We start from the raw sequence: 24361 nt of genomic DNA on the forward strand, positions 1-24361 counted from the left end.
GTGTCCAAAACGCTTTGGAATCGCTGTTTGACGCGACTTGAGGACGAGTTGCCGTCACAGCAGTTCAATATGTGGATTCGCCCTTTGCAGGTGTCGGTATCCGCCGATGGCGCGGAGATGACGCTGTTCGCGCCTAATCGTTTCGTGGTGGATTGGGTGCGCGACAAGTATATGGAGCGTATCGGCGAGGTCATGGGGGAGATGGAACAAGGCCCCCTGCCCCAGTTGCGTCTTGAGGTTGGTAGTTCCCGGGTGACCGAGATTATCCCCAAGCGCCAGGCGCCCGAGCCTCGCCCCGCGGCAGTAGCTCAAACGACGGAAACGCGTCCGGCGCCGCCACCGGCTCCCCCCTCTGATGTGGGGTTGGCGGCCAAGCACCGTAGCAACCTCAATACCGGCTTCACCTTTCCGACCTTCGTTGAGGGTAAGTCCAATCGCATGGCCTGCGCCGCCGCCCAGCAGGTGGCGGAGAACCCGGCCAGCCATGGTTACAACCCCTTGCTGCTCTACGGTGGCGTGGGGCTGGGCAAGACGCACCTGATGCATGCGGTGGGCAACGAGTTGTTGCGGCGTAATCCCAACGCCAAGGTGGTTTATCTGCATTCCGAGCGCTTTGTCGCGGATATGATTTCCGCGCTGCGAAACAAGACCATCAATGAATTCAAGCGGTTCTACCGATCCGTGGACGCGCTCCTGATTGATGATATTCAGTTTTTTGCAGGAAAAGAGCAGTCCCAGGAAGAGTTCTTCCATACCTTCAACGCTCTGTTGGAGAATGGGCAGCAGATCATCCTGACTTGCGACAAGTTTCCCAAGGAAGTGGATGGTCTGGAGGAACGTCTCAAGAGCCGGTTCGGCTGGGGGTTATCTCAGCCGCTGGAGCCGCCGGAGTTGGAAACCCGGGTGGCGATCTTGAAGAAGAAGGCGGAAGAGGCCCGTATTGAGCTGCCTAATGACGCGGCCTTCTTTATCGCCCAGCGTATTCGTTCCAATGTACGGGAACTGGAAGGCGCCCTGCGCCGGGTCATTGCCCATGTGCGGTTTACCGGGGCGCAGATTGATATCGGTTTGATCAAGGAAGCCTTGAAGGATCTGATTGCGCTGCAGGCGCGACAGATCAGTATCGATAACATTCAGCGTACTGTGGCTGAGTACTACAAGATCAAGATTCCGGATCTGCACTCACCACGCCGGACTCGTTCAGTGGCGCGGCCGAGGCAGATCGCCATGGCATTGTCGAAGGAATTGACCAGCCACAGTTTACCTGAGATTGGCGCCAGTTTTGGTGGGCGTGATCACACCACGGTGTTGCATGCCTGCCGAAAAGTGAATGAACTTCGGGAAACTAGTCCCGAAATTGAGGAAGATTACCAAAATTTGCTGAGAACTCTCACGTCTTGACGGCGCTGGGGTCGGCTCATCGATGACGGGAAAGGGACATGAAATTTTCGATCAACCGTGAACAGGTGCTTAAGCCGCTGCAGCAGGTAGCGGCGGTAGTTGAGAAGCGGCAGACGCTGCCCGTGCTGTCCAATGTGCTGGTGGAAGTCAGCGATGGCTGGCTGGCGCTGACGGGCACCGACCTGGAATTGGAGCTGGTGGCTCGCCTGCCGCTGGAGGGGGAAAACCAGGGCGGCGAGACTACGGTCCCAGCTCGCAAATTGGTTGATATTGTCAAGAGTTTGCCGGCGGAGGCGGAGATTCGTTTTGAGGTGGATGGCGAACGAATGCTGGTGAAATCCGGCCGTAGCCGGTTTTCTCTGTCTACTTTGCCCGCCTCCGAGTTTCCCAGTCAGGAAGAGGATAAGGCCGCGTCCGGATTTGATATCGCGCCGGGTGTTTTGCGCGGCTTAATTGATCGTACCGCCTTTTCCATGGCACAGCAGGATGTGCGTTATTACCTGAATGGTATGCTGTTCGAGTTGCGCCCAGGAGCACTGCGTGCGGTAGCCACCGACGGCCATCGTCTGGCCTTATGCGACGCGGAGCTGGAGGGGCCGGATCAGGAAGCCTCCGTGATTCTGCCGCGTAAAGGGGTTATGGAGTTGTCTCGTATTCTGGCGGATGCTGGCGAGATGGTGCGCCTGACCCTCGGGCGCAATCATGTTCGTATTGTCGCTGGCGCAATCACTTTCACGTCCAAATTGGTGGACGGTAAGTTCCCTGAATACGAGCGGGTTATCCCGAAAGACGGTCAACGCCGGATTCTCGCGGATCGCGAAACTCTGCGGCAGGCCCTGGCCCGTGTGGCAATTCTCTCTAATGAAAAATATCGTGGGGTTCGGGTGCAATTGTCCGAGGGGAGTTTGAGGGTGGTAGCGAACAACCCGGAGCAGGAAGAAGCGGAAGAGGAAGTGTCCGTTGATTTCAATGGCTCCCCATTGGAGATCGGTTTTAATGTCAGCTATCTGCTGGATGTGTTGACCACTCTGAATGGTCCTCAGGCGGATCTTGAGCTGGGAGACAGCAATAGCAGTGCCTTGATTACCGATCCGGAAGATAAAGCGGCGGTATACGTCGTCATGCCGATGCGCCTCTGACGCCGGCAGCAGGGCCTCGAGCACGTCGAGGCCCCCTTCCCCCTCCCCCTTATGCTCACCGAACTTCGTCTCTCAGACTTTCGAAATTATCATCAGGCGGATTTTTTGCCCTCTCCAGGGCTGAATCTCATTTTTGGCGCCAATGGTAGCGGCAAGACCAGCCTGCTGGAAGCCATCTATTTTATCGGTAGTGGGGGGCGGTCTTTTCGTGGGGGGAGACTGTCTCGTCTGGTTCGGGATGGTGCGCCCGCGGCTACCTTGTTCGCTGTGATTGATCAGCCATCTGGAAAGCAGGATAGATTGGGGGTCAGAAGAGCCTTATCCGGCATTGAGTCCTTAAAGCTCAACGGCCAGACACCCTCCGCCTTGAGTGATGTAGCTACCCTGCTTCCTGTTCTGGCATTACACCCTCAGTCCGTGGATTTGATATTTGGCGCCTCTTCTATCCGCCGGCGTTTTCTGGATTGGGGAATGTTCCACGTGGAACATTCTTTTCTCGCGGCCTGGAAAGAAGCGAATGCCTTACTCAAACAACGCAATGCGTTACTTAGGACAGGACAAGCGTCGCAAAGGGAGCTGCGTTATTGGGACCAGAAACTGGCAGCCAGTTCTGCTACTATTGAAGGGTTGCGTAGACCGTATCTGGCTCGGCTGAAAGCAGAGTGGCGAAAGATTCTGGAGAAGTTATCTCCTGATCTCAAAGTCAATTTGGAGCTGCATACTGGTTTGCGCCCTGGTGAAGATTATCTCCAGGCGCTGATTCGGACCGAGGAAGAAGACCGACGTCGAGGTTTTACCCACGCGGGCTTCCATCGGGCGGATGTCAGAATCACGAAAGATGGTGTGGTGGCCCGGGATCGTGTCTCCCGTGGGCAGGCAAAAATTTTGTCTTATGCCCTGGTACTCTCTCAGCTCCCCATGATCTCTGAAGCAAACAAGGTCTGCACTCTGCTTGTGGATGATCTGGGCTCTGAGCTGGATCAGACTCATAGGGACACCCTGTTGCGCTTTTTGACCATGGGGAACCATCAGACATTGATCACGGCGGTGGACGCGGACCATTTAGGGCGCGCCACCGTTGAAAACAGCGGTGCTGCCGCCCGAATGTTCCACGTGGAACATGGACGGATTCAGCGGATATCGAACGACTCGTAAGGGAAGAAAATGGCGGAAAACAGCTACGATTCATCCAGCATCAAGGTTCTCAAGGGCCTGGATGCCGTTCGCAAGCGGCCCGGCATGTATATTGGCGATACGGATGACGGCACCGGCTTGCATCATATGGTCTTCGAGGTCGTGGATAACTCCATCGATGAAGCCCTGGCGGGCTACTGTAGCGAGATCAAAGTCACCATCCATCCTGATGAATCCGTTTCCGTTACAGATAACGGTCGTGGTATTCCCGTGGATCTCCACCCGGAAGAAGGAATCAGTGCTGCGCAGGTGATCATGACGGTGCTGCATGCCGGAGGGAAGTTCGACGATAACTCCTACAAGGTTTCTGGTGGCTTACATGGCGTGGGGGTTTCGGTAGTCAATGCCCTTTCTGAAACTCTTAAGCTGACCATCCGCCGCCACGGCAAGGTTCACGAGCAGGTTTACCATGACGGAGTTCCGGAGAAGCCTCTGGAAGTCGTTGGAACCACGGAAAGCAGTGGGACCGCTATCCGCTTTCGGCCATCTTCCGGCACCTTCAACAATATCCAATTCCACTACGATATCCTGGCCAAACGCCTGAGGGAGCTGAGCTTCCTGAATTCCGGTGTCCGCATCCATCTTGTGGATGAACGCAGTGGTGATGAGGATGTGTTTGAGTATGAAGGCGGACTAAGTGCCTTTGTTACCTATCTGAACCAGAACAAGAATTCGCTGAATCAGGTGTTCCACTTCCAGGTGGATCGTGAAGACGGCATCAGCGTAGAGGTAGCAATGCAGTGGAATGACTCCTATCAGGAGAACATCTTCTGCTATACCAACAATATTCCACAGCGGGATGGCGGTACTCACCTGGCCGGATTTCGGGCGGCTTTGACCCGGACTCTGAATAACTACATGGAGAAAGAAGGCTTCCTGAAGCGGGAGAAAGCCAACCCGTCCGGAGACGATGCCCGGGAAGGACTAACCGCGATTATCTCGGTGAAGGTGCCAGATCCAAAATTTTCCAGCCAAACCAAGGACAAACTGGTGTCCTCGGAGGTGAAAAGCGCCGTCGAGCAGACCATGACGGAGCGTTTCCAGGACTTTCTGCTGGAACATCCGGTCGAATCCAAGAACATTGTTCAAAAGATTATCGATGCGGCTCGGGCGCGGGATGCCGCACGCAAGGCCCGGGAAATGACCCGCCGTAAAGGGGCGCTGGATATCGCCGGATTGCCTGGGAAACTGGCGGATTGCCAAGAGAAAGACCCTGCCCTGTCGGAGCTGTATATCGTGGAGGGTGATTCCGCGGGCGGATCCGCCAAACAGGGTCGGGACCGTAAGTATCAGGCTATCTTGCCGTTGAAGGGTAAGATCCTGAACGTGGAGAAGGCCCGCTTTGATAAGATGCTCTCCTCCCAGGAGGTGGCGACGCTGATTACGGCATTGGGCTGTGGTATCGGCCGGGATGAGTATGATGCGGATAAACTTCGCTATCATCGCATTATCATCATGACGGATGCGGACGTGGACGGTTCTCACATCCGTACCCTGCTTTTGACGTTCTTCTTCCGTCAAATGCCGGAACTGATTGTCCGCGGCCACATTTATATTGCTCAGCCTCCTCTGTATAAGGTGAAAAAGGGTAAGCAAGAAACCTATATCAAGGACGACCCCGCCCTGGATGAGTATCTGACTACTCTGGCTCTGGATAAGGCCGCGCTCTACCCCGGTAACGAGGCACCGCCGATCAGTGGGGAGCCTCTGTCCAACCTGATTGGCGAATACCGGAAAGTCATGAAGCTCGTCGAGCGTCAATCACGGGTATTCCCGGCTCAGGTGCTGGAGGAGATGATTTATCTGCCCAGCATCGATGAGGGCAAGCTGGAAGATGAGGCTTTCATGGTGGACTGGTGCGCTAAATTGCAGGAGCGCCTGGCCAATCTCGGAAATAACATCCAGAAGTTCACTATCAGCGCCGAGAAAGATATGGAGCGGGGCCTGTTTTTGCCACGTGTGCGAGTACTCGCTCACGGCATAGTCCGCGAATATCAAGTCACTCTGGATTTTCTGGAGTCGCCAGACTATCAAAGCATCGCGCGGCTGGGGGAAACACTGGAGGGCTTGCTGGCCGATGATGCCAAGGTGGTCAGGGGCGAGGCGAGCCGTCCGATCCGGGATTTCGCCGAGGCCATGCTATGGCTGATGCAACAGGCCCGCCGCGGTATTAACGTACAGCGCTATAAAGGTCTGGGTGAAATGAACGCTGATCAATTGTGGGAAACCACCATGGACCCGGAATCCCGTCGCATGCTGCAGGTAACCGTGGAAGATGCCATCGCGGCGGATCAGATCTTTACTACCCTGATGGGCGATGATGTGGACCCCCGGCGTCAATTCATCGAGTCCAACGCTTTGTACGTATCCAACCTGGATATCTGACCAGCGGGGCTGATGCCCCCTCGTTCGTGTACAGCAACGAAAAGGGCTCCCAATGGGAGCCCTTGCCGTGTCAGAAGGTGCCTGCTGGTGATAAATCAGACTTCGTAGTCTTCCAGCTTGCCGCCTTTTTCCAACGCCTCTCGTAGCCATACAGGCCGCTTGCCGCGGCCAGTCCAGGTCTGAGAGCTGTCCGCCGGGTTACGGTATTTGATCTTGGCTGGCTTACGAACGGCCGCCTTGGTTTTCTTGCGGGTGGTCGTCTTGCGAGCGGCCTTCTTGCGACCAGTGGTTTTCTCGTCGAGAAGATCTTCAACGGAAACGCCGAGATCCTTGGCGATCTTCTCGATTTCCGCCTGAGCGTTTTTCACCGCTTCCCGGCGTTTCTTTTCCAGTTTTCTTTCCGCCTGCTTGATCAGCTTTTCCAATTCAGCGACGGAAAGGTCGTCGATATTAATAGTCATTCTTGGCGTTCCTTCTTGGTTAAATCAGCTCAGCCAGGACTTTAAATACTCTACAATTGAAACGCAATTAATCGTTATCCATTTTGTCCAATTCTCCCGGGTAATTCGTCACAATCCAGTGTTTTACCTCCCGGGTAACGGTTTTAGCGTCTTTATTGCGAGTATCCATTGGCGGACTCACTCGCAGAGTAATAGTGCCGGGTAAACGCAGCCAGGAGCGGGCCGGCCAGCAATCACCGCTATTATGGCTGACCGCGATCACCGGAAAACCTGAGCGGCTGGCCAAAAGAGCGCCGCCACTATTGAAATGTCCGATCCGTCCCGGTGGCTGCCGTGACCCCTCGGGATAAATAACCACCGGTATGTTGGAGCGCAGACGGTCTTCTCCTTGTTGCACGACCGCCTTCAGAGCCGCCCTGCCCTTTCCCCGATCTATTTTGATGGGTTTTAGCAATGCCAGAGCCCAGCCAAAAAAGGGAAGCCACAGCAGCTCTCTTTTCAATACCGTGGCCTGGGGCCCCACCAACAGTTGCAGGTAAAACGTTTCCCAGCTGCTCTGGTGGTTGCTGATAATTACCGCTGCCTGGCCTTGCAGATGCTCCCGTCCCTCAACCTTGAAGCGTACGCCGTTGAGCCACTGCAGCAGCCACATGGCGAATCGGGTCCAGAGGTTAACCAGGACATGCCTTTTCTTGAAAGACAGGAACGGGCCGATCAATACACAGATAACGCTGTGAATAATACCGGCGAGGTTATAGAGCAGGAAAAACAACAAGCTGCGTACCCGGATATTCCAGGTTACCCGGGCATTACGCGGAAATCCGCTCATTCGGTGTCCTTGAGAAAATGGTCGACGAAGTGGGCCAGTGAGTCGTAAACCTCCACTTTGCCCAGCTCTGGAGGCAGGCCTTTTGTCTGGGTGCTGCGCCCCTTGCCGGTGAGCACCAGTACCGGTTGGCAGCCACGGGTCACTCCGGCCTGCAGGTCCCTAAGGCTATCACCGACCAGAGGCACCGAGGTGACATCGCCATAATCGGCAACAATTTGGTCGATCAGGCCGGGAAGCGGCTTGCGGCAATCGCAGCCGTCATTGGGACCATGGGGACAAAAGTAGATGCCGTCCAAATGGGCGCCGAGGCCGGCCAGATAGGCCGTCATGCGCTGATGAATGGCCTCCAGGGTGATCAAATCGTAATAGCCTCGCGCTACCCCGGATTGGTTGGTGGCGACCACCACGCGATAGCCGGCGCGATTCAGACGAGCAATGGCCTCGGCACTGCCGGCGATCGGAATCCACTCTCCGGGAGCTTTGATGTAGGCGTCGGAATCTTCATTGATAACGCCGTCCCGGTCGAGAATGATTAACTTGTTGGTCATTGAGGCCTACCCATAAAAGGGCCCCAGTGTAGAAAGCTCCCGGCGTAGCGACAAGGTATGTGAAGGAGGATTACTCCGTGGCCAGGCCGAGTATGTCCGCCAGACTCTGATCCGTGCTTTCTTCCACCAGACGAATATGGTGTTCCAGATCGATGAGATGTCGCTTCATTTCCCTTTGTGCGGCGCGGACATTGCCCTGTTCCAGGTAATCCACTACCCGCACATGCTCCTCATGCTCGCAGGTGGCGTTGCCCGGAGGCTGAAATAACGCCACTACCAGCGAACAGCGGGAAATGATCTCCGAGAGATAGCGATAGAGGATCGGGTTGCCGGACAGTTCCCCCAGGCGTAGATGGAAGGCACTGGCAAGACCCGCCCATTGGGTCTGTGCGTAACGATGCATGGCCTTGTGCTCTTCACGCAGTTGCCGCCGCAGAGAGGCATAGTCGGTACGGGTCGCGCGCTCAGCCACTAATGGTAGCACCGAGGCTTCCAGGGCACGGCGGGCCTCGAACAACTGGCCTACTTCTTCCGGTGACGGCATGGCAACAATGGCGCCACGATTGGGGCGAAGCTGTACCACGTGGTCGTGGGCCAGCCTTTGCAGTACCTTCTGCACCAGTGACCGGCCGACTCCGAATAGTTCGCACAGTGCCAGTTCCGGCAGCTTGGTGCCGGGTTTCAATCTTTGCCCCATGACACTGGCGACGATGGCGTCGTAGATGTCCTGTTCCTTTTCCGCCGCGGAGGCCCGAGCCGTTGGCTTGCGGTCACCGAGTACCGGCGGCCGTACCTTGGGACGCCCGCGGCCGTTTGATTTGGTGGAGGTCGAACTCATTCCCTTTCCTGATCCCTTTCCTGGTCCGGGGGCATGATCGTGTCCATATGATCGCAGATTCGCCCCGGCGTGGTCATCCAGATCGCCTCGCGATGGCACTGTATATGTTCCAGGGCCCGGCGCAGATGGCGCAGTCGGTAGGGCTGCCCGACCAAATAAGGGTGCAGTGCGATACCCATTACCAGTGGTTGATGGTCGGACTGCCGAAGCATCTCGTCGAACTGGTCGATGATCATTTGAGCGAACGCGCTGCCGTCCAGTTTGCGGGCGATGATCATTGGAATGTCATTGACCTCTTGCGGATACGGCACCGCCCAAAGGCGCCCGCCGTTACGGGTGCGCATCGCCACGGGCTGATCATCGTGACTCCAATTCAGGGTGTAGCGGTACCCGGTTTCCCTCAACAGATCCGGCGTTAGATGCGACTCCCCGATCCACGGCGACAGCCAGCCCGTGGGGAGCTGGCCGGATTCTTTCCCGATGCGCCGCCGGCAATGCAACAACAGTGCCGCTTCCTGCTGTTCATTCAAGGTGCCTTGGTGATAGGCGTTACTGTGGCCGTGGGCGATGACCTCATCGCCCCGACGCTGGAAAGCCTGCAGCAGCTCGGGGCAATGATCGTACAGGGCAGTGTTGGCGATCAGGCCGGTGGGCATTTCCAACTGATCGAACAGCTCCAGGCAGCGCCAGGCACCCACCCGGTTGCCGTACTCGCGCCAGGAGTAGTTGAGCACGTCCGGCTCGTTGAAAGCTGCCCCGAGTTTGGCGCCGAGCCCTTCTCCGAAAGCGAAATGCTCGACATTGAACCCGATGTACACGGCCAGCCGTTTTCCTGCGGGCCAGTGGAAATCACAGCGTTGGGTGATGGCCGAATAAGGAAAGCGACCATGGTGGGACAGCGGAGCGAAGACAGAATCCATGGTGGTGTCCCGTTCTAAAGTTCCGCCAGGCCGGCACGTACCAGCAGCCATTCGGCGCTGTCGTTCCAGACATCCATCTCGGTAATCAGCCCATCGCGAATCACATACCGGTCCACGTAGCGATTATTTTCGAACGGGGTGCCATCCGGCCATTCCCCATAGAGCGTGCCCCGGTTGTAAACCACCGCGTACTGTAACGTACCGCCGCTCATCACCTCGGTGGCTTCAAAGCGTTTTTTTACCCAGGCATAACGTCCTTTGTTGAAGGCGGTGGTGTCCATTGGGTCGGTCATCGGGCGGTTGCCGGTGAAGCGAATGCTCAGTTCCGGGGAAACGAAGCGTCGGGCGCTGTCCGGATCCGGTTTCATCAGGATAATCAGGTAGGCGTCTACGAGCCCGGCAGGATCGGAAAGATCGAGATGCTGAATCTCTTTGTCCCAGTTTGGTGCGTCGGTCATATTTTCTCCCTCTTTTTGCGCAGGCATGGCCTGTGTTCAGCGGTAATTCGACGGCTTGAATGACACGATGTCGGCCGCTTCGGGCCTCATGTATCGTCGCCATTCTTTCTTGTTTTTTGTCGTCAATTAATGACTTAGGTGACGACAAAAAATAAAGCAATATGCATGCCCAACATGAGCGGCGAGTAAAATGGCATGCCCTTTGCGTTGTTACCGGTGTCGGGCGGAACAGCCCTAACTCAGCAAAAGGGGGAAGCCATGCTTCGTGCAGTAAAGAAATGGGCCGCATTGGTACTGTGCCTGATGGCCGGTGGTACTTTGGCGAGTGAGCCGGTAAAGATCGGGTTGATCACCGCTTTGTCCGGACAGTCCGCCCAGGCCGGTGAATCGATCACCCGTGGTTTGCAGGTGGCGATTGATGAGATCAATGCCGCCGGTGGTGTGCTCGATGGCCGACCGTTGATGTTGGTGCGCCGGGATGATGAGGCCAATCCCGCCAAAGGCGTGGTGGCGGCGCGTGAACTGATTCATAAGGAGAAGGTGGCGGTCTTGTTCGGTGGCCTGGACACCCCGGTATCCATGGCCATCGTGCCCTTGGTCAACCAGGCCAAAATGCCCTTTGTAGGACCCTGGGCCGCGGGTACGCCTATCACCAAAAACGGTGCGAATCCCAATTTTGTGTTCCGGGTTTCGGCGATGGACGAGATCGTTGACATCGCCATGGTGGAGTACGCGCAGAAAAATTTCGGCGCGCGGAAATTCGGCCTGATGATGGTGAACAATCCCTGGGGAGAGTCCAATCAAAAAGGGCTGGTGGCCGCGCTCAAGGATAAAGGTCTGGAACCGGCGGCCAGCGAGAAATTCGATGGCGATCAAGTGGATCTGGTGCCACAGCTGACCCGTCTGCGTGACGCCGGTGTCGATACTATCTGCCTGGTCGGCAACGTCGGACCTTCCGCTCAGGTGGTAAAATCCCTGCGCCGCATGGGCTGGGAAGTGCCGGTGGTGTCTCACTGGGGGCCCGCCGGTGGCCGCTTCACCGAACTGGCGGGGCCGGGTTCAGAGGAAGTGCATTTCATCCAGACCTACAGTTTCTTCGGCGAGCAATCCCCAGTGGGAGAAAAAGTCATCGCCGCTCTGAAAGCGAAGTATCCGGATATCAGTGGCCCGGAAGACATTACTCCGGCGGTGGGGGTGGCCAATGCCTACGACGCCCTGCATTTGGCCGCTCTGGCCATCAATGAGGCCGGTTCCACCGAAGGGGAAGCGATCCGGGAAGGTTTCTTCAAGATCAAGCAATACCAAGGCCTGATCAAGAACTACCAGCAACCTTTCTCCCCTGAAGTGCACGATGCCTTGAGCGCTGATGACTACGTCTGGGCCCGGTTCATCGACAACCGGATCGTTCCGGTGGCGTTGTCGCGGTAAGCAAGGAACGAACATGGATATTCAGCTGGTATCGGCTCTGATCAGCGGCCTTGGCATGGGCAGCATGTATGGCCTTATGGCGCTGGGTTTTTACATCACCTATGCGGTATCGGGGACGATCAACTTCGCTCAGGGCAGCTCCATGATGCTCGGCGCGGTGTTGTGCTTCACTTTTTCCCAGACCCTGCAATGGCCGCTGGTGCCGGCGGTGGCAATGGCGCTGCTGTGCTGCGCGCTCTACGGTCTGGTGGTGGAGTTTCTCGCGGTACGGCCGTTTACCCGGCGCGGCTCCGATGCCTGGCTGATGTCCACCGTGGCTTTGGGCATCGTGCTGGATAACCTAGTCATGCACACCTTCGGTCGTGAACCGCGCAGCCTGCCCTCCTCACTGGCGATTACGCCGCTGGAGGTGGCGGGGGTGAATCTGGCGGTGTATCCGTTGCAATTGATCATTCCAGTGGTGGGACTGTCGCTGGCGCTGGTGCTGCACTGGGTGGCGCGCCATACCCGTTGGGGCACGGCGCTGCTGGCCACTGAACAGAACAAGGATGCGGCGCGTCTGATGGGGATTCCCATTGGCCGGGCTATTGCCGGCGCGTTCGCCCTGTCCACCTTGCTGGCGGGGGTGGCGGGTATGCTGATCGCGCCCCTTGCCAATGTGAATTCCGACATGGGCACCTTGTTCGGGTTGAAGGCCTTTTCAGTGGCCATTCTCGGCGGCATCACCAGCCCTTGGGGCGTGGTGATGGCCGGGCTGTTGTTCGGTGTGGCGGAGAGCCTGATCACGGTGACGCTGGGATCCGGCTACACCCACATCATTACCTTTGCCTTGGTGATCGTGGCGTTGGCGCTGCGTCCCAACGGCTTGTTCGGGCGCGCCGCGGTGAAGAAAGTATGAAGTACCCGCACTTGATTATGCTGGCTGCCCTGGTGGCGGTGGCCCTGGTGTGCACTTTCTCCTTGAACAGCTATTACGTGTTCGTATTGGCCAATGTGGCGCTGATCACCATTGTCGGCGTCGGCCTGAACATTCTGTTGGGTTTGAGTGGACAGATTTCCTTTGGTCACGTGGGGTTCTACGCCATTGGCGCCTACACAGTGGCGGTGCTCACCACACAGGCGGGCTGGTCGTTCTGGCCGGCCTGGCTGGCGGGAGCGCTGTTTTCCGGCATTGCCGGGGCTCTGGTGGCGTTGCCGGCATTACGGGCCAAGGGGCCTTATCTGGCGATGATCACCATCGCCTTCAGCTTTATCGTTCAGCACGCCGTCATTGAAATGGAACATGTCACCGGTGGTCAGAACGGCATCATGGGGGTTATGGCGCCCTCGCTTCATCAGGCCTGGAGCCCCGAGCAGAACATTGCTGTGCTCGCCGTGCTGACGGCGGCGGCGATGTTGCTGGTTTATGCTCTGATTGCCCGCGGCACCTGGGGCGCGGCCATGCGGGCGGTCAAGGACAGCGAGGTGGCGGCGGAATCCGTCGGTATCAATCCACTGGCGGCAAAAACCATGGCCTTCGCGCTGTCGGCGCTGATGGCCGGGTTGGCCGGAGGGCTGTTCGCGCCTCTGTCCGGCTTTGTAACGCCGGATACTTTCAGTTTCATGCAATCCATTCTGTTCGTACTGGTGGTGATCATTGGTGGCGCGGGGTTCATCGCCGGGCCGGTGATTGGCGCCATTATTCTCGGGGTGCTGCCGGAACTGCTGGCGTCCCTGGAGTCCCATCGCTTGCTGTTCTTTGGTGGCCTGTTGCTGGTGGTCTTGTTGGTGGCGCCCAATGGTTTGATGGGCTGGCTGACGGCCTGGATGGGCCGGCGTGCCGGGAACGGCGCCACCAGCCCGCTTCCCAGTGATGATGCCGCCCCCGTGCTGGATGCGCGCCCTCGTCATGGTTTGAAAGTGCGGGGGCTGAGCATGACCTTCGGCGGCGTCAAAGCGGTCAGCGGCCTGAATATGGATTTGCCGGCGGCGGCGGTGAGCAGTCTGATTGGCCCCAATGGCGCCGGCAAAACCACGGTGTTGAATATGCTCAGCGGGTTTTACCGGCCCACGGACGGTGGCTTTTCTCTGACCGATGCCGCTCTGCAAACCGAGGGGGCGTGGCGCATCGCCCGCCGTGGGGTGGCAAGAACCTACCAAACGTCGCAGCTGTTCGATTCACTCTCCGTGGAGGACAACGTTGCTTTGGCAGCCTGCCGGGGTCATTTGGGAACGGTGCTCGCTGGCGGGCCTTTCCGTTCCCGGACGGTACGCCAGCGGGCACGCGCCCTGCTGTCGTTCTGTGGCTATCTCGGCGATCCCGCCCTGCCCGCTTCACAACTGCCGCATGTGGACCGGCGCCTGGTGGAAATCGCCCGGGCATTGGCGCTGGATCCGGAAGTGCTGTTACTGGATGAGCCCGCCGCCGGTTTGTCGCGGGAAGATACCGACCGGTTGGGGGACCTGCTCAAAGCGGTCGCGGCCGCCGGTATCGCGGTCCTGGTGGTGGAGCACGACATGGAGCTGGTGATGTCGGTATCCGACCAGATCATTGTTCTGGATACCGGTACCTTATTGGCCGCGGGCGCCGCCGCCGAGGTGCAGGCCAATCCGGAAGTCCGCAAAGCCTATCTCGGTGACAGCGGGGATCTGCCGGCCTCGGCAAGCCGCCATCCTCCACAAGGTCCCGAGCTGCTCGGCGTCAGCCGTCTGGTAGCGGGATACGGCGCCGAGCCGGTGTTACACGGCATCAATCTCAAAATCCGCCAGGGTGAAATGGTGGCGTTGTTGGGGGCCAACGGCGCCGGCAAATCCACCTTGATGCGGGTGCTCAGCGGTTTGCATCCTGCCCAGAGCGGCGGCGTGCATCTCAGTGGCGAGGTGCTCAACACCATGCCGGCGGAGAAAATTGCCGGCCGGGGGGTGGTGTTGGTGCCAGAAGGCCGACAGGTTTTCCCCGAGTTGTCGGTGCTGGATAACATTCGCCTTGGCGGCTTTCTTCACGCTGAGGACCGTGAAGCCCGCGTGCAAGGTATGCTGGAGCGGTTCCCTCGTCTGCGCGAGCGCCAACATCAGCGTGCCGGGCTGCTCTCCGGAGGGGAGCAGCAAATGCTGGCGCTGGCCCGGGGTTTGATGGCAAAGCCAAGGGTGTTGCTATTGGATGAGCCGTCCCTCGGACTGGCGCCGAAAATCATCGCCGAGTTGTTCGAGGTGCTGGATCAGCTGCGCCGGGAGGACATGACCATCTTGCTGGTGGATCAGATGGCGGCACTGGCATTGGCTTTGGCGGATCGCGCCTACGTGATCGAAGGTGGACGTGTGGTGGCGCAAGGGACGGCGGACGAGATCCGCGCGAACGTGGATCTCGCCAACGCCTATCTGGGCAACGCCGCGCCTACTCCTGCAACAGGCTGATATCGGCCACGTTAAGGAACAGATCGCGCAGGAAACTCAGCAGGGCCAGGCGGTTGTCACGAACCGCCGGGTCCTCGGCCATCACCATCACGCTTTCGAAGAAGGCGTCCACCGGGGCACGCAGCTCCGCCAGCAATTCCAGCACCGCCTGGTAGTCGCCCTGCTCCAGCAGCGGCTCGGACTGTTCGTAGGCGGCCACCACCAGATTGGTGAGTTCCTGTTCCGCTTCGTCTTCCAACAGTGCGCCATCGATTTCTTCCGGCGGGGCTTGTTCCAGCTTGGCCAGAATATTGGAGACCCGCTTGTTGGCCGCGGCCAGAGCCTGAGCTTCCTCCCGCTGCTGGAACGCGGCCACGGCTTTCACCCGGCGATCGAAATCCAGCGGTTTGCGGCAGGCGTCCTCGATGGCCAGCACCGACAGGATCACCGGTGTGGCGATGCCCTGTTCCTGATACATGGCGCGGTAACGGCCCTTAATAAAATCGAAGGCTTCGTCGACCTGAGCGGCGTCGATGCGATCACCAAGCTGGGTGGCGGCCTGATCCAGCAGGTCGCGCAGATCCAATTCCAGCTGGTTTTCGATGATGATGCGCAGCACACCGAGAGTGGCCCGCCGCAGTGCATAGGGGTCCTTGGTACCGCTGGGCTTCTGGCCGATACCGAAGATCCCCACCAGCGTATCGATCTTGTCGGCCAGGGAAACCGCCATGCCGGTCTTGCTTTGTGGCAGCTTGTCGCCGGCGAAACGGGGCAGGTATTGCTCGTACAGCGCTTCGGCCACATCCTCGGGCTGGCCTTCACGCTGGGCAAGGTAATAGCCCATGATGCCCTGCATGGTGTCGAACTCGTACACCATTTCGCTATTGAGGTCGGCCTTGCTGAGTTCCCCCGCCAGTCTGGCGTGCGCGCTGTCGCCGCCGGTTTGTTCGGCGATCACGGCCGCCAGGGCCCCGATACGCTGGCACTTGTCGGCCACCGTCCCCAGCTGCTGCTGGAACACCACCTGGGCCAGTCCCTCGGCGTGTTGCGCCAGGGTCTTCTTGCAGTCGTTATCATAGAAGAAGGCGGCGTCGGCCAGCCGCGGCCGAATCACCTTCTCGTTACCGGCGATCACCTGGGCCGGGTCCTTGGACTCGATATTGCTGATGGTGATGAATTTCGGCATCAGCTTGCCATCGGCGTCGAGCACGGAAAAATATTTCTGGTGCTCTTCCATGGCGCTGATCAGCGCTTCCTGGGGCACGCGCAGGAAGTCCTCATCAAAGCCGCCGGTCAGCGCCACCGGCCATTCCACCAGGGCGGTTACTTCGTCAAGCAAATCGGGATTGATCCGCGCGGTACCGCCGGCCTGCTTGCCCGCGGTGATCGTCTGCTCTTCGATCATCGCCTTGCGGCGGTCGAAATCGGCGATCACATGCCCTTCATTTTCCAGGCGCCCGGCGTATTCACCGGCCTGGCTCAGCTCAATGGCTCCCGGCGCGTGGAAGCGGTGGCCATAGCTGGTGCGGCCGGATTGCAGATCCAGCAGTTCGAACGGTACGACCTCGTCGCCGAACAATGCCACCAGCCAATGTGCCGGGCGCACGAACTGTACTTTGCGGCTGCCCCAGCGCATGCGCTTGGGAATCGGCAGCTTCTGGATCGCCTGGGCGAAGAATGCCGGAACCAGCTCGGTGGTGGCCTTGCCCTCTTCGGTGATACGGGCAATCAGGCGTTCCCCTTTGCCGGTGTCCTGGCGGTCCAACTGGTCCACGGTCAGCCCCAGGGAAGCGGCGAAGCCCTGGGCGGCCTTGGTCGGATTGCCTTCGGCATCGAATGCCGCCTGTACCGCCGGGCCCTGACGCTCGATATCACGGTCGGCCTGTTTTTCGTCCAGGTCACGGACCAGCACCGCCAGCCGGCGTGGCGCGGCGAAGCTTTCCACCTCACCGTGTTGCAGCCCGGCCTCATCCAGTTGCCGTACGAACTCCTCGGTGAGCGCCGCGCTCAGGGTCGGCAGCGCCTTCGGGGGCAGTTCCTCGGTGCCCAGCTCGATCAGTAAATCCCGGGACATTATTTCTTCCCCTTCTTTTTATTGCCTTTCCCGGCGGCCGCGTTTCCTGCCGCCTTCTCATCCTGCTTTGCCAGCTCCGCTTCCACTTCCTCACGGATGGCTGGATCGGCCATGGGGAAGCCCAGTTTACGGCGGGCGTCGAAGTAGGCCTGGGCCACGGCCCGGGCCAGGGTGCGTACACGCAGAATGAAGCGCTGACGTTCGGTCACCGAGATGGCCTTGCGCGCGTCCAGCAGGTTAAAAGTATGAGAAGCCTTGAGAGCGTACTCGTAGGCGGGCAGCGGCAGGCCCGCGCCGATCAGCTTGGTGGATTCGGCTTCAAACAGGTCGAACTGCTTGAACAGTTCCTCGACGTTGGCGTGCTCGAAGTTGAAGGTGGACATCTCCACTTCGTTTTGCAGATAAACGTCGCCGTAACTGACCTTGCCGAAAGGACCATCGGACCAGACCAGGTCGTACACCGAATCCACGCCCTGAATGTACATGGCCAGGCGCTCCAGGCCATAGGTGATCTCACCGGTGACCGGGTAGCAGTCGATGCCACCGACCTGCTGGAAGTAGGTGAACTGAGTCACTTCCATGCCATTGAGCCACACTTCCCAGCCCAACCCCCAGGCGCCAAGCGTGGGGGATTCCCAGTTGTCCTCGACGAAGCGGATATCATGCACCAGCGGATCGAAGCCGAGCAGGCGCAGGGAGCCCAGATACAATTCCTGGATGTTGTCCGGGGACGGTTTGAGGACCACCTGGAACTGGTAATAGTGCTGCAGCCGATTGGGGTTTTCCCCGTAACGGCCGTCGGTGGGCCGCCGGGACGGCTGCACATAGGCGCTGTTCCAGTTTTCCGGGCCGATGGCGCGCAGGAAGGTGGAGGGGTGGAAAGTCCCCGCGCCCACTTCCATATCCAAAGGCTGCACGACCACGCAGCCTTGCTCGGCCCAATACTGTTGCAGGGCCAGGATCAGGCCCTGAAAGGTCATCACGTCCGCTTGCGGTTGATCCGCCATGTCGCTTCCTGTTATTCCGCTGATGCACCGGTGCGAGCCCGTGCTCCTGGCGGCGATGCCATGCCCTCCACGGTGGCGCTGGCCCCGTGTTCGGGAGGGAGAGAGACGGGCTCGTGAAACGAAGACCGCAAGTATAGCGTTCCCCAGGGGCCGGTGATACCGTGGCCCGGAACCCGACATTCCCGTCTTTCACCGAGATCGCCCATGGAACGATGCCCCTGGTGCGGTACCGACCCCCTGTACGTGGCCTACCACGATCAGGAGTGGGGGGTACCGGAACACGATGATCGCCGATTGTTTGAATTCCTGCTTCTGGAAGGCGCGCAGGCCGGCCTCAGTTGGATCACGGTGTTGCGCAAGCGCGAGAACTACCGGCGCGCCCTGGATGACTTCGACCCGGAAAAGATCGCCCGCTATGACGACCGTAAGCTGGAACAACTGCTGCAGGATGCGGGACTGATCCGCAACCGGTTGAAAATGAAGGCGGCGGTGAGTAATGCCCAGGCGTATCTGGACCTGCGTGAGGCAGGCCAGACCCTGGATGCCCTGCTGTGGGGCTTTGTTGATGGCACACCCCGGGTAAACCGCCACCGGTCGCTGTCCGACGTGCCGGCGGTTACCCCCACCGCCGAAGCCATGAGCCGGGAACTGAAGAAAAAAGGCTTTCGTTTCGTCGGCCCCACCATTATGTACGCCTTCATGCAGGCCGCCGGCCTGGTGAACGACCATCTGATCAGCTGTCCGCGTCACCGGCAGCTGGCGGACGGGTGAAAATCCGGCCTAGGGCCTGTTCCCCCTATTTGCATCCAGCAGGCGGGATGCAAATAGGGGAACAGGCCCTAAATTGAAAACTTTTACAACGGCGGCGTCAGAGCTGGTATGAGCTTTGCTGAGGCACTGGGGAACGCAACCCAGGGACTGGTGAAGGAGGCTCCCATGAAACCGGTGTTGATTATAAAGGCCGGCAGCACCTACCCCGAATTGATCGAGCATTACGGGGACTTCGAGGACTGGATCGCGCGGGGTCTCGGTGATCGCTGTGCCGTGCAGGTATGCGATGTGCGCGAGCCGGTGCCGTTACCGTCGCCGGACCGTATCGCGGCGGTGGTTATTACCGGCTCCCATGCCATGGTCACGGAGCAGGCGCCCTGGATGGTGCGCCTGACCGATTGGCTGGATGACGTCATCACCTATCCGGCGGCGCTGCCGGTGTTGGGGATCTGTTTTGGCCATCAGCTGCTGGCGAAACTGCTCGGTGGTGAGGTGGGAGATCACCCACAGGGCATGGAGGTGGGCACGGTGGCGTTGAGAATGGCATCGGAAGCGGCCAGGGATCCCCTGTTCGCCGGACTTTGCGAGCAGCCCTGGGGGCAGATGGTGCATCAGCAATCGGTGCTGGTGGCGCCGCCGGAAGTGTCGGTGCTGGCCAGTAATGGCCATGACGCCTGCCAAGCGTTCCGCTATCGGCAACGGGTGTGGGGTTGTCAGTTTCATCCGGAATTCAACGCCGATATTACCAGGGCCTACCTGCAAGCCTTGCGTGGACGGAGTATCAGTGACCAGCGTGCCGCGGACGCCATGTCCGAAGTCCGGGAATGCCCTGGTGCCAATGAAGTACTGAGCCGATTCGGACAACTGGTACAGGATCTTTGCGCCGCCTAGGCAAGCTGGCGGTCAGCGGCGGGCGCTTGGTGTAGGATGCCGGTACTCCGTGCTTCTTCACCAAGGCCATGAGCGATTCCTACCGCGAACAACACAAACTGCGCCTGGCGTATATGCCCTGGCTGTATCCCCGGCTCAAGCCGCGGCACCGGGCTTGGGCGGAGCCCTGGCAGAAAAAGGTGCAAGAGGAACTGGAGCGCCTCGAAACGGTGCGCTTCGGGGAGCACTGTTTTGTCGCACCGCAGGCGCGCCTGTTCGCCGAGCCGGGCCGCGATATTCGTGTCGGCGATCACAGCCACATCGCCGCCGACACCGTGCTGCATGGACCGATCCGGCTCGGGGCCCATGTCAGCATTAACCATCATGCCACCCTGGAAGGCGGGGCCGCCGGTATCGAAATCGGCGATCACTCCCGCATTGCCGCCTACGCCACTCTTTATGCCTTCAATCATGGCAGGGAAGCCGGCGGCCTGATCCGTGAGCAGCCGGTGACATCCCGGGGGATTCGTATTGGCAGGGATGTTTGGCTGGGTGCCCGCTGCGGCATCGTCGATGGTGTTACCGTTGGTGACCACGCGGTGGTAGCGATGGGGGCGGTGGTAACCCGGGATGTGCCCCCCTGGAGCGTGGTGGCGGGCAACCCGGCGCGCCCCATAGGCCGTCGGCCGGGGGCGCCACCAGAAGAAGGCGGGGAGAGGTAATCGCACCACGGTATTGAACGCCGTTCATTAATGTTGCATCCTGGTCCAACTGAACGGCGTTTAAGGGGAAGTGGTGAAATGGCGAGGCGTAATCAGCACAGCAAGGAAGAACTCAGGGCCATGGCCATCGAGGCGCTGGCGGATCTGGTGGAACGGGAAGGGGTGGATAATTTCAGTGTTCGCCAGATCGCCGGGAAGCTCGGCTATACCCCTGGCATGCTTTACCACCTGTTCGTCAATCTGGATGATCTGATTCTGCATCTGAATGCCCAGACTCTGGATGCGCTGAATGCCCGTATTGACCGGGCCACCGGCCATGGTGATCCGATGGCGGTACTGAAAGCCATGGCGTTTGAATACTTGCGCCTGGCCCGGGAGCACACCGCCCTGTGGCAGTTGGTGTTCAGCCATCGCATGGCGAACCAGGCCCCGGTGCCGGACTGGTATGTCGATCGTACCCGGCACATGTTCGAGCAAGTGGAAGTTCAGTTGAAGGACTGGGTGCCGGCGGCGGATCAACGGCAAAGGCAGGTAATGGCAAGAACACTGTGGGGAAGCGTGCACGGAATTTGTTTGCTGCATGTGGAAAACAAACTGAATGTGGCCGGCGACGTGGCACCGGAAGCGATGCTGGAGTCGCTGCTCGACCACTATCTGTCGTCATGCGCCAGGGAAGGAGAAAAATAAATGGGAAAGAGCGTGTTTTCCTTATTGTTCAAACGCCGGTTCGGGCCTTTTTTCGGTACCCAGTTTCTTGGCGCTTTCAACGACAATGTCTTTCGTCAGGGGCTGATACTTCTGATCGCCTCCGGCGTGGTCGTGGGAGCGGAAGTCAATACTCTGAATAATGTGGCGCTGGCGTTGTTCATCGTCCCGTTCTTTCTGTTCTCCGCCCTGGCCGGTCAGATCGCCGACAAGTTTGATCGCGCCCGTCTGATCCGCTGGATCAAATTCGCGGAGATCGTGATCATGAGCTGCGCCGCGCTGGGGTTTTACTTCGACGCGGTTTACGGCCTGTTGGTGCTGCTGTTCTTCATGGGGTTGCAATCCACTTTTTTCGGGCCGATCAAGTACTCGATCATCCCTCAGCATCTGCCCAACGAAGAGCTGGTGAGAGGTAACGCACTGGTGGAAATGGGCACCTTTCTGGCGATTCTGCTGGGCTCGGTATCCGGTGTGATGCTGAAAATGGGCGGTAATACGCCGCTGGTGATCAGCACCGCGGTGATCGGTCTGGCGGTGCTGGGTTTTCTTTGCTCCCTGGGTATTCCCAAAGCGCCGGCGGCGGACCCGGGCCTGCGTCTGAACTGGAATTTGTGGAAGGAAACCTGGCACATCGTCGGTTACGCCCGGGAGGTGAAATCGGTATGGATGTCGGTGCTGGGTATTTCCTGGTTCTGGTTCCTTGGTGCCGCCTACACCACGCAGTTGAAGGTGTATGTGGATGACTACCTGATGGGGACCGAGGGGCTGTACGCGTTGTTGTTGGCCACCTTTTCCATCGGCATTGGCCTGGGCTCATTTTTCTGTGAGAAAGCATCCGGAAAGCGGGTGGAGCTGGGGCTGGTTCCGTTGGGCTCCATTGGTATCAGCGTGTTCGGCATTGATTTGTTTTTCTCTTATGCCTCATTGAATCTGAGCGGCCAGCTATCCATCGCGGAATTTTTGCAACAGCCCGGTGGCTATCGAATCATGGCTGATTTGCTTGGCGTCGGTATCTTTGGCGGTTTCTATATTGTGCCCTTGTTTGCCTTCGTGCAGCACCGTTCCAATCCGAAGCATCTGGCTCGTATTATCGCCGCCAATAACATTCTTAATGCCTTGCTCATGGTGGCGTCGGCCGCGGCGGGTATCCTTCTGGTCGGAGTTCTGGATCTGACCGTGCCGCAGTTTTTCCTGGCGCTGGCCTTGGCCAATGTGGTGGTGGCGCTCTACATTTATACCGTGGTGCCCGAGTTCCTTATCCGTCTTCTGGTATGGATGCTGACCAACACCATCTACCGGGTGAAACACAAGGGGCTGGAAAACATTCCCGAGGAAGGGCCTTGTTTGCTGGTATGCAATCACATCAGTTATACGGATGCGCTGTTGCTGGCCGGAGCGGTTCGCCGGCCGATCCGTTTCGTGATGGCGAAGCCGATCTACGACATGCCTTTGCTGAATTATATTTTCCGCACTGGCAAGACCATTCCCATTGCTTCCAAGGAAAAACATCCGGACATTTATGAGCAGGCCTTCCGCCGGGTACGTGAAGAACTGGCGGATGGTCAGGTAGTGTGCATTTTCCCGGAAGGCCGCTTGACACCGGATGGCGAAGTGGGTGAATTCAAGAGCGGAATGGAAAAAATCGTTAAGGAAACCCCGGTACCGGTGGTGCCCATGGCATTATCCGGTTTGTGGGGCAGTTTCTTCAGTCATAAAGGTGGCGCGGCCCTCACTCGCATGCCGCGGCGCTTCTGGTCACGGGTCAAACTTGCCGTCGGCGAACCGGTGGCGCCGGAGGCCGTTGATGCCGAGGCCATGAGAAACGCGGTGGTGGCATTGCGCGAACGGCCATGAGGGAACGAAGTGATTCATCACGGGTCTATTTCCCGACAACGCCATAGAGATCCAAAAGGAGCCGATCAATGAGACGAATTTCCAGCGCTGCCCTGATCATGACGGTGGCTTTGGTTTTCACCGTCACGGCACAGGCGGACCAGGATGGGAAAAAGGTGTTTGGATGGGTGGAGAAAGCCACCATTGAGTCCTGGGATGTGGAGATGAAAGCCAAACTGGACAGTGGCGCTTTGACGTCCTCCATGCAGGCCACCGATATCGAAAATTTCACCAAGGACGGTGAGGATTGGGTGCGGTTCACGGTGGATGTGGAAGACGCGGACAGCGGCAAGAAGGTGGAGCGCCGATACGAAAAGCCACTGTTCCGGGATCTCACCGTACGTGGCGCCGGCGGCAAGGATGAGCGTCCGGTGGTACTGATGAAAATCTGTATGGGTGATACCGTGTACGAAGAGCAGTTCAGTCTTCGTGACCGTAGCGAGATGCTGTATCCGGTGCTTCTCGGACGCCGCACCATTCAGCATCTTGGCCTGCTGGACGTCACCAGCACTTTCCAGAATCCACCTACCTGCGACGATGGGTCCGAAGTGAAGCACAACAAGGATCAAAAGGACGACGAGGATATCGGCGACTAATGATCCGGCCGGCCGGCGCCTGGCGCCGGCCAGCCTTGGCGCGCTAAGCGATTTCCGAGAACACCTGAATGATATTGCCCAGCCGAGCGGTCAGCTTGTCGCCGGTATTCAGTGCCGCCACGCCGCTGGGGGTGCCGGTAAAAATGAGGTCACCAGGATCCAGCCGGAAGGTCTGGCTGATGTGGGCGATCAGCTCAAAGGTGGGAAACAGCATTTGTCCGGTGTGGCCGTGCTGACGGGTCTCGCCGTTGATTTCCAGTGATACTTCCAGATTCTGGCGCACGGAGATACCACGGGCATCGACGAAGCCGGACACCGGAGCGGCGCCGTCGAAGGCCTTGGCGCGTTCCCAGGGATGCCCTTTGGCCTTCAGCGTGTTTTGCAGGTCCCGCAAGGTCAGATCAAGACCCACGCCATAGGCGGCGATGGCGTAGCGGACCCGGTCGGGATCGGTCTCGCCACTGAGTGTCTCGCCGACCATGACCACCATTTCCACTTCATGATGGACTTCCCCCTGCCCTTTGGGCAGCACCACCGGTTCATGCAGGCTCACCAGGGCGGAGGCGGGTTTCATGAACAGCAAGGGTTGTTCCGGTACCTCGTTACCCAGTTCGCGGGCGTGTTCGGCGTAGTTACGGCCCACGCACACCACTTTGCCCACCGGCATATCCATGGTCGAGCCGTCGATCCAACGGTGAAGATAGTTTGGCGTCATCACGATAATCCTGAAAAAAGGGCTGACGATCGACC

22 protein-coding genes are annotated in these 24361 nt (G+C 58.7%); 13 read left to right on the plus strand and 9 right to left on the minus strand.

Annotated features, from left to right (window positions below; translation table 11 throughout):
* From dnaA to gyrB, 4 genes are read left to right on the plus strand one after another with little or no spacing between them, the layout of a single operon-like run.
* Positions 1–1401 carry a chromosomal replication initiator protein DnaA gene (dnaA, locus tag RYH70_RS00005; RefSeq protein WP_026948801.1) on the plus strand — a complete coding sequence of 467 codons (1401 nt, stop codon included), beginning with the start codon at positions 1–3 and terminating at the stop codon, positions 1399–1401.
* A gap of 38 nt (positions 1402–1439) precedes the next feature.
* A complete protein-coding gene (gene dnaN / locus RYH70_RS00010) occupies positions 1440–2540 on the plus strand; it encodes a DNA polymerase III subunit beta (RefSeq protein ID WP_022997395.1) in 1101 nt (366 codons plus the stop codon).
* Between the two features lie 51 nt (positions 2541–2591).
* Positions 2592–3695, plus strand: coding sequence for a DNA replication/repair protein RecF (recF, locus tag RYH70_RS00015; RefSeq protein WP_055100276.1), 1104 nt, complete (start codon positions 2592–2594; stop codon positions 3693–3695).
* 9 nt (positions 3696–3704) lie between these two features.
* Positions 3705–6119 carry a DNA topoisomerase (ATP-hydrolyzing) subunit B gene (gyrB, locus tag RYH70_RS00020; protein ID WP_026948803.1) on the plus strand — a complete coding sequence of 805 codons (2415 nt, stop codon included), beginning with the start codon at positions 3705–3707 and terminating at the stop codon, positions 6117–6119.
* A gap of 95 nt (positions 6120–6214) precedes the next feature.
* Here gyrB and RYH70_RS00025 read toward each other — a convergent pair whose 3' ends face one another.
* The 6 genes from RYH70_RS00025 to RYH70_RS00050 form a co-directional block, all read right to left on the minus strand.
* A complete protein-coding gene (locus RYH70_RS00025) occupies positions 6215–6580 on the minus strand; it encodes an H-NS histone family protein (protein WP_022997398.1) in 366 nt (121 codons plus the stop codon).
* A gap of 67 nt (positions 6581–6647) precedes the next feature.
* Positions 6648–7355, minus strand: a complete 708-nt coding sequence (locus RYH70_RS00030; protein ID WP_258954058.1) for a lysophospholipid acyltransferase family protein — start codon at positions 7353–7355, stop codon at positions 6648–6650.
* A 50-nt stretch (positions 7356–7405) separates the two neighbouring features.
* Positions 7406–7957: a D-glycero-beta-D-manno-heptose 1,7-bisphosphate 7-phosphatase gene (gmhB, locus tag RYH70_RS00035; RefSeq protein WP_022997400.1), complete on the minus strand. Its 552-nt coding sequence runs from the start codon at positions 7955–7957 to the stop codon at positions 7406–7408.
* A 70-nt stretch (positions 7958–8027) separates the two neighbouring features.
* Positions 8028–8795 (minus strand): GntR family transcriptional regulator, encoded by a 768-nt coding sequence (locus tag RYH70_RS00040; RefSeq protein WP_022997401.1) that lies wholly within the window; start codon positions 8793–8795, stop codon positions 8028–8030.
* Positions 8792–9715: a polysaccharide deacetylase family protein gene (locus tag RYH70_RS00045; RefSeq protein WP_063141345.1), complete on the minus strand. Its 924-nt coding sequence runs from the start codon at positions 9713–9715 to the stop codon at positions 8792–8794. Before RYH70_RS00045 ends, RYH70_RS00040 begins: the two co-directional genes overlap by 4 nt.
* Before the next feature lie 14 nt (positions 9716–9729).
* On the minus strand, positions 9730–10173 hold the full coding sequence (locus RYH70_RS00050) for a nuclear transport factor 2-like protein (protein ID WP_022997403.1): 444 nt from the start codon (positions 10171–10173) through the stop codon (positions 9730–9732).
* 258 nt (positions 10174–10431) lie between these two features.
* On the opposite strand from RYH70_RS00050, the gene RYH70_RS00055 reads away from it, so the two are divergent.
* From RYH70_RS00055 to RYH70_RS20945, 3 genes are read left to right on the plus strand one after another with little or no spacing between them, the layout of a single operon-like run.
* Positions 10432–11601 (plus strand): ABC transporter substrate-binding protein, encoded by a 1170-nt coding sequence (locus RYH70_RS00055; protein ID WP_022997404.1) that lies wholly within the window; start codon positions 10432–10434, stop codon positions 11599–11601.
* A gap of 13 nt (positions 11602–11614) precedes the next feature.
* Positions 11615–12499, plus strand: a complete 885-nt coding sequence (locus RYH70_RS00060; protein WP_317009603.1) for a branched-chain amino acid ABC transporter permease — start codon at positions 11615–11617, stop codon at positions 12497–12499.
* Positions 12496–14994: a branched-chain amino acid ABC transporter ATP-binding protein/permease gene (locus tag RYH70_RS20945; protein WP_055100271.1), complete on the plus strand. Its 2499-nt coding sequence runs from the start codon at positions 12496–12498 to the stop codon at positions 14992–14994. The genes RYH70_RS00060 and RYH70_RS20945 overlap by 4 nt, the downstream gene beginning before the upstream one ends.
* On the opposite strand, the gene glyS is transcribed toward RYH70_RS20945, so the two are convergent.
* Together glyS and glyQ are read right to left on the minus strand one after the other, a co-directional pair.
* On the minus strand, positions 14975–17047 hold the full coding sequence (glyS, locus tag RYH70_RS00075; protein ID WP_063141350.1) for a glycine--tRNA ligase subunit beta: 2073 nt from the start codon (positions 17045–17047) through the stop codon (positions 14975–14977). The genes RYH70_RS20945 and glyS overlap by 20 nt on opposite strands.
* Positions 17047–18054, minus strand: a complete 1008-nt coding sequence (gene glyQ, locus RYH70_RS00080) for a glycine--tRNA ligase subunit alpha (RefSeq protein WP_022997408.1) — start codon at positions 18052–18054, stop codon at positions 17047–17049. Before glyQ ends, glyS begins: the two co-directional genes overlap by 1 nt.
* A 204-nt stretch (positions 18055–18258) precedes the next feature.
* On the opposite strand from glyQ, the gene RYH70_RS00085 reads away from it, so the two are divergent.
* The 6 genes from RYH70_RS00085 (at position 18259) to rloA3 (ending at position 23611) form a co-directional block, all read left to right on the plus strand.
* Entirely contained in the window at positions 18259–18825 is a 567-nt protein-coding gene (locus RYH70_RS00085; RefSeq protein ID WP_022997409.1) for a DNA-3-methyladenine glycosylase I, read from the plus strand.
* Between the two features lie 165 nt (positions 18826–18990).
* Positions 18991–19716 (plus strand): glutamine amidotransferase, encoded by a 726-nt coding sequence (locus RYH70_RS00090; RefSeq protein ID WP_233917170.1) that lies wholly within the window; start codon positions 18991–18993, stop codon positions 19714–19716.
* Positions 19717–19784: 68 nt separating this feature from the next.
* The gene (locus RYH70_RS00095; protein WP_022997411.1) at positions 19785–20417 is read left to right on the plus strand and encodes an acyltransferase; all 633 of its coding nucleotides are present in this window, start codon (positions 19785–19787) and stop codon (positions 20415–20417) included.
* Positions 20418–20495: 78 nt separating this feature from the next.
* Positions 20496–21104, plus strand: coding sequence for a TetR/AcrR family transcriptional regulator (locus RYH70_RS00100; protein WP_317009604.1), 609 nt, complete (start codon positions 20496–20498; stop codon positions 21102–21104).
* Positions 21105–22976 (plus strand): MFS transporter, encoded by a 1872-nt coding sequence (locus RYH70_RS00105; RefSeq protein ID WP_055100267.1) that lies wholly within the window; start codon positions 21105–21107, stop codon positions 22974–22976. It abuts the gene before it with no gap.
* Positions 22977–23044: 68 nt separating this feature from the next.
* Positions 23045–23611 carry a retropepsin-like aspartic peptidase RloA3 gene (rloA3, locus tag RYH70_RS00110; protein ID WP_316309170.1) on the plus strand — a complete coding sequence of 189 codons (567 nt, stop codon included), beginning with the start codon at positions 23045–23047 and terminating at the stop codon, positions 23609–23611.
* Positions 23612–23654: 43 nt separating this feature from the next.
* Here the strand turns inward: rloA3 and RYH70_RS00115 are convergent, their stop codons facing one another.
* Entirely contained in the window at positions 23655–24326 is a 672-nt protein-coding gene (locus RYH70_RS00115) for a fumarylacetoacetate hydrolase family protein (RefSeq protein ID WP_022997415.1), read from the minus strand.
* Positions 24327–24361 lie beyond the last annotated feature (35 nt).

Origin of the sequence: Alloalcanivorax xenomutans, from assembly GCF_032810065.1 — a bacterium.
GTDB lineage: Bacteria > Pseudomonadota > Gammaproteobacteria > Pseudomonadales > Alcanivoracaceae > Alloalcanivorax > Alloalcanivorax xenomutans.

Bases quoted from the DNA above. Each gene is read 5' to 3' on its own strand.
- RYH70_RS00105 (WP_055100267.1), top strand. From the start codon at position 21,105: ATGGGAAAGAGCGTGTTTTCCTTATTGTTCAAACGCCGGTTCGGGCCT.
- RYH70_RS00040 (WP_022997401.1), bottom strand. From the start codon at position 8,795: ATGAGTTCGACCTCCACCAAATCAAACGGCCGCGGGCGTCCCAAGGTA.
- RYH70_RS20945 (WP_055100271.1), top strand. From the start codon at position 12,496: ATGAAGTACCCGCACTTGATTATGCTGGCTGCCCTGGTGGCGGTGGCC.
- dnaN (WP_022997395.1), top strand. From the start codon at position 1,440: ATGAAATTTTCGATCAACCGTGAACAGGTGCTTAAGCCGCTGCAGCAG.
- RYH70_RS00045 (WP_063141345.1), bottom strand. From the start codon at position 9,715: ATGGATTCTGTCTTCGCTCCGCTGTCCCACCATGGTCGCTTTCCTTAT.
- RYH70_RS00055 (WP_022997404.1), top strand. From the start codon at position 10,432: ATGCTTCGTGCAGTAAAGAAATGGGCCGCATTGGTACTGTGCCTGATG.
- rloA3 (WP_316309170.1), top strand. From the start codon at position 23,045: ATGAGACGAATTTCCAGCGCTGCCCTGATCATGACGGTGGCTTTGGTT.
- RYH70_RS00085 (WP_022997409.1), top strand. From the start codon at position 18,259: ATGGAACGATGCCCCTGGTGCGGTACCGACCCCCTGTACGTGGCCTAC.
- gmhB (WP_022997400.1), bottom strand. From the start codon at position 7,957: ATGACCAACAAGTTAATCATTCTCGACCGGGACGGCGTTATCAATGAA.
- RYH70_RS00025 (WP_022997398.1), bottom strand. From the start codon at position 6,580: ATGACTATTAATATCGACGACCTTTCCGTCGCTGAATTGGAAAAGCTG.
- RYH70_RS00100 (WP_317009604.1), top strand. From the start codon at position 20,496: ATGGCGAGGCGTAATCAGCACAGCAAGGAAGAACTCAGGGCCATGGCC.
- RYH70_RS00115 (WP_022997415.1), bottom strand. From the start codon at position 24,326: ATGACGCCAAACTATCTTCACCGTTGGATCGACGGCTCGACCATGGAT.
- gyrB (WP_026948803.1), top strand. From the start codon at position 3,705: ATGGCGGAAAACAGCTACGATTCATCCAGCATCAAGGTTCTCAAGGGC.
- glyQ (WP_022997408.1), bottom strand. From the start codon at position 18,054: ATGGCGGATCAACCGCAAGCGGACGTGATGACCTTTCAGGGCCTGATC.
- RYH70_RS00050 (WP_022997403.1), bottom strand. From the start codon at position 10,173: ATGACCGACGCACCAAACTGGGACAAAGAGATTCAGCATCTCGATCTT.
- RYH70_RS00060 (WP_317009603.1), top strand. From the start codon at position 11,615: ATGGATATTCAGCTGGTATCGGCTCTGATCAGCGGCCTTGGCATGGGC.
- RYH70_RS00095 (WP_022997411.1), top strand. From the start codon at position 19,785: ATGAGCGATTCCTACCGCGAACAACACAAACTGCGCCTGGCGTATATG.
- RYH70_RS00090 (WP_233917170.1), top strand. From the start codon at position 18,991: ATGAAACCGGTGTTGATTATAAAGGCCGGCAGCACCTACCCCGAATTG.
- glyS (WP_063141350.1), bottom strand. From the start codon at position 17,047: ATGTCCCGGGATTTACTGATCGAGCTGGGCACCGAGGAACTGCCCCCG.
- recF (WP_055100276.1), top strand. From the start codon at position 2,592: ATGCTCACCGAACTTCGTCTCTCAGACTTTCGAAATTATCATCAGGCG.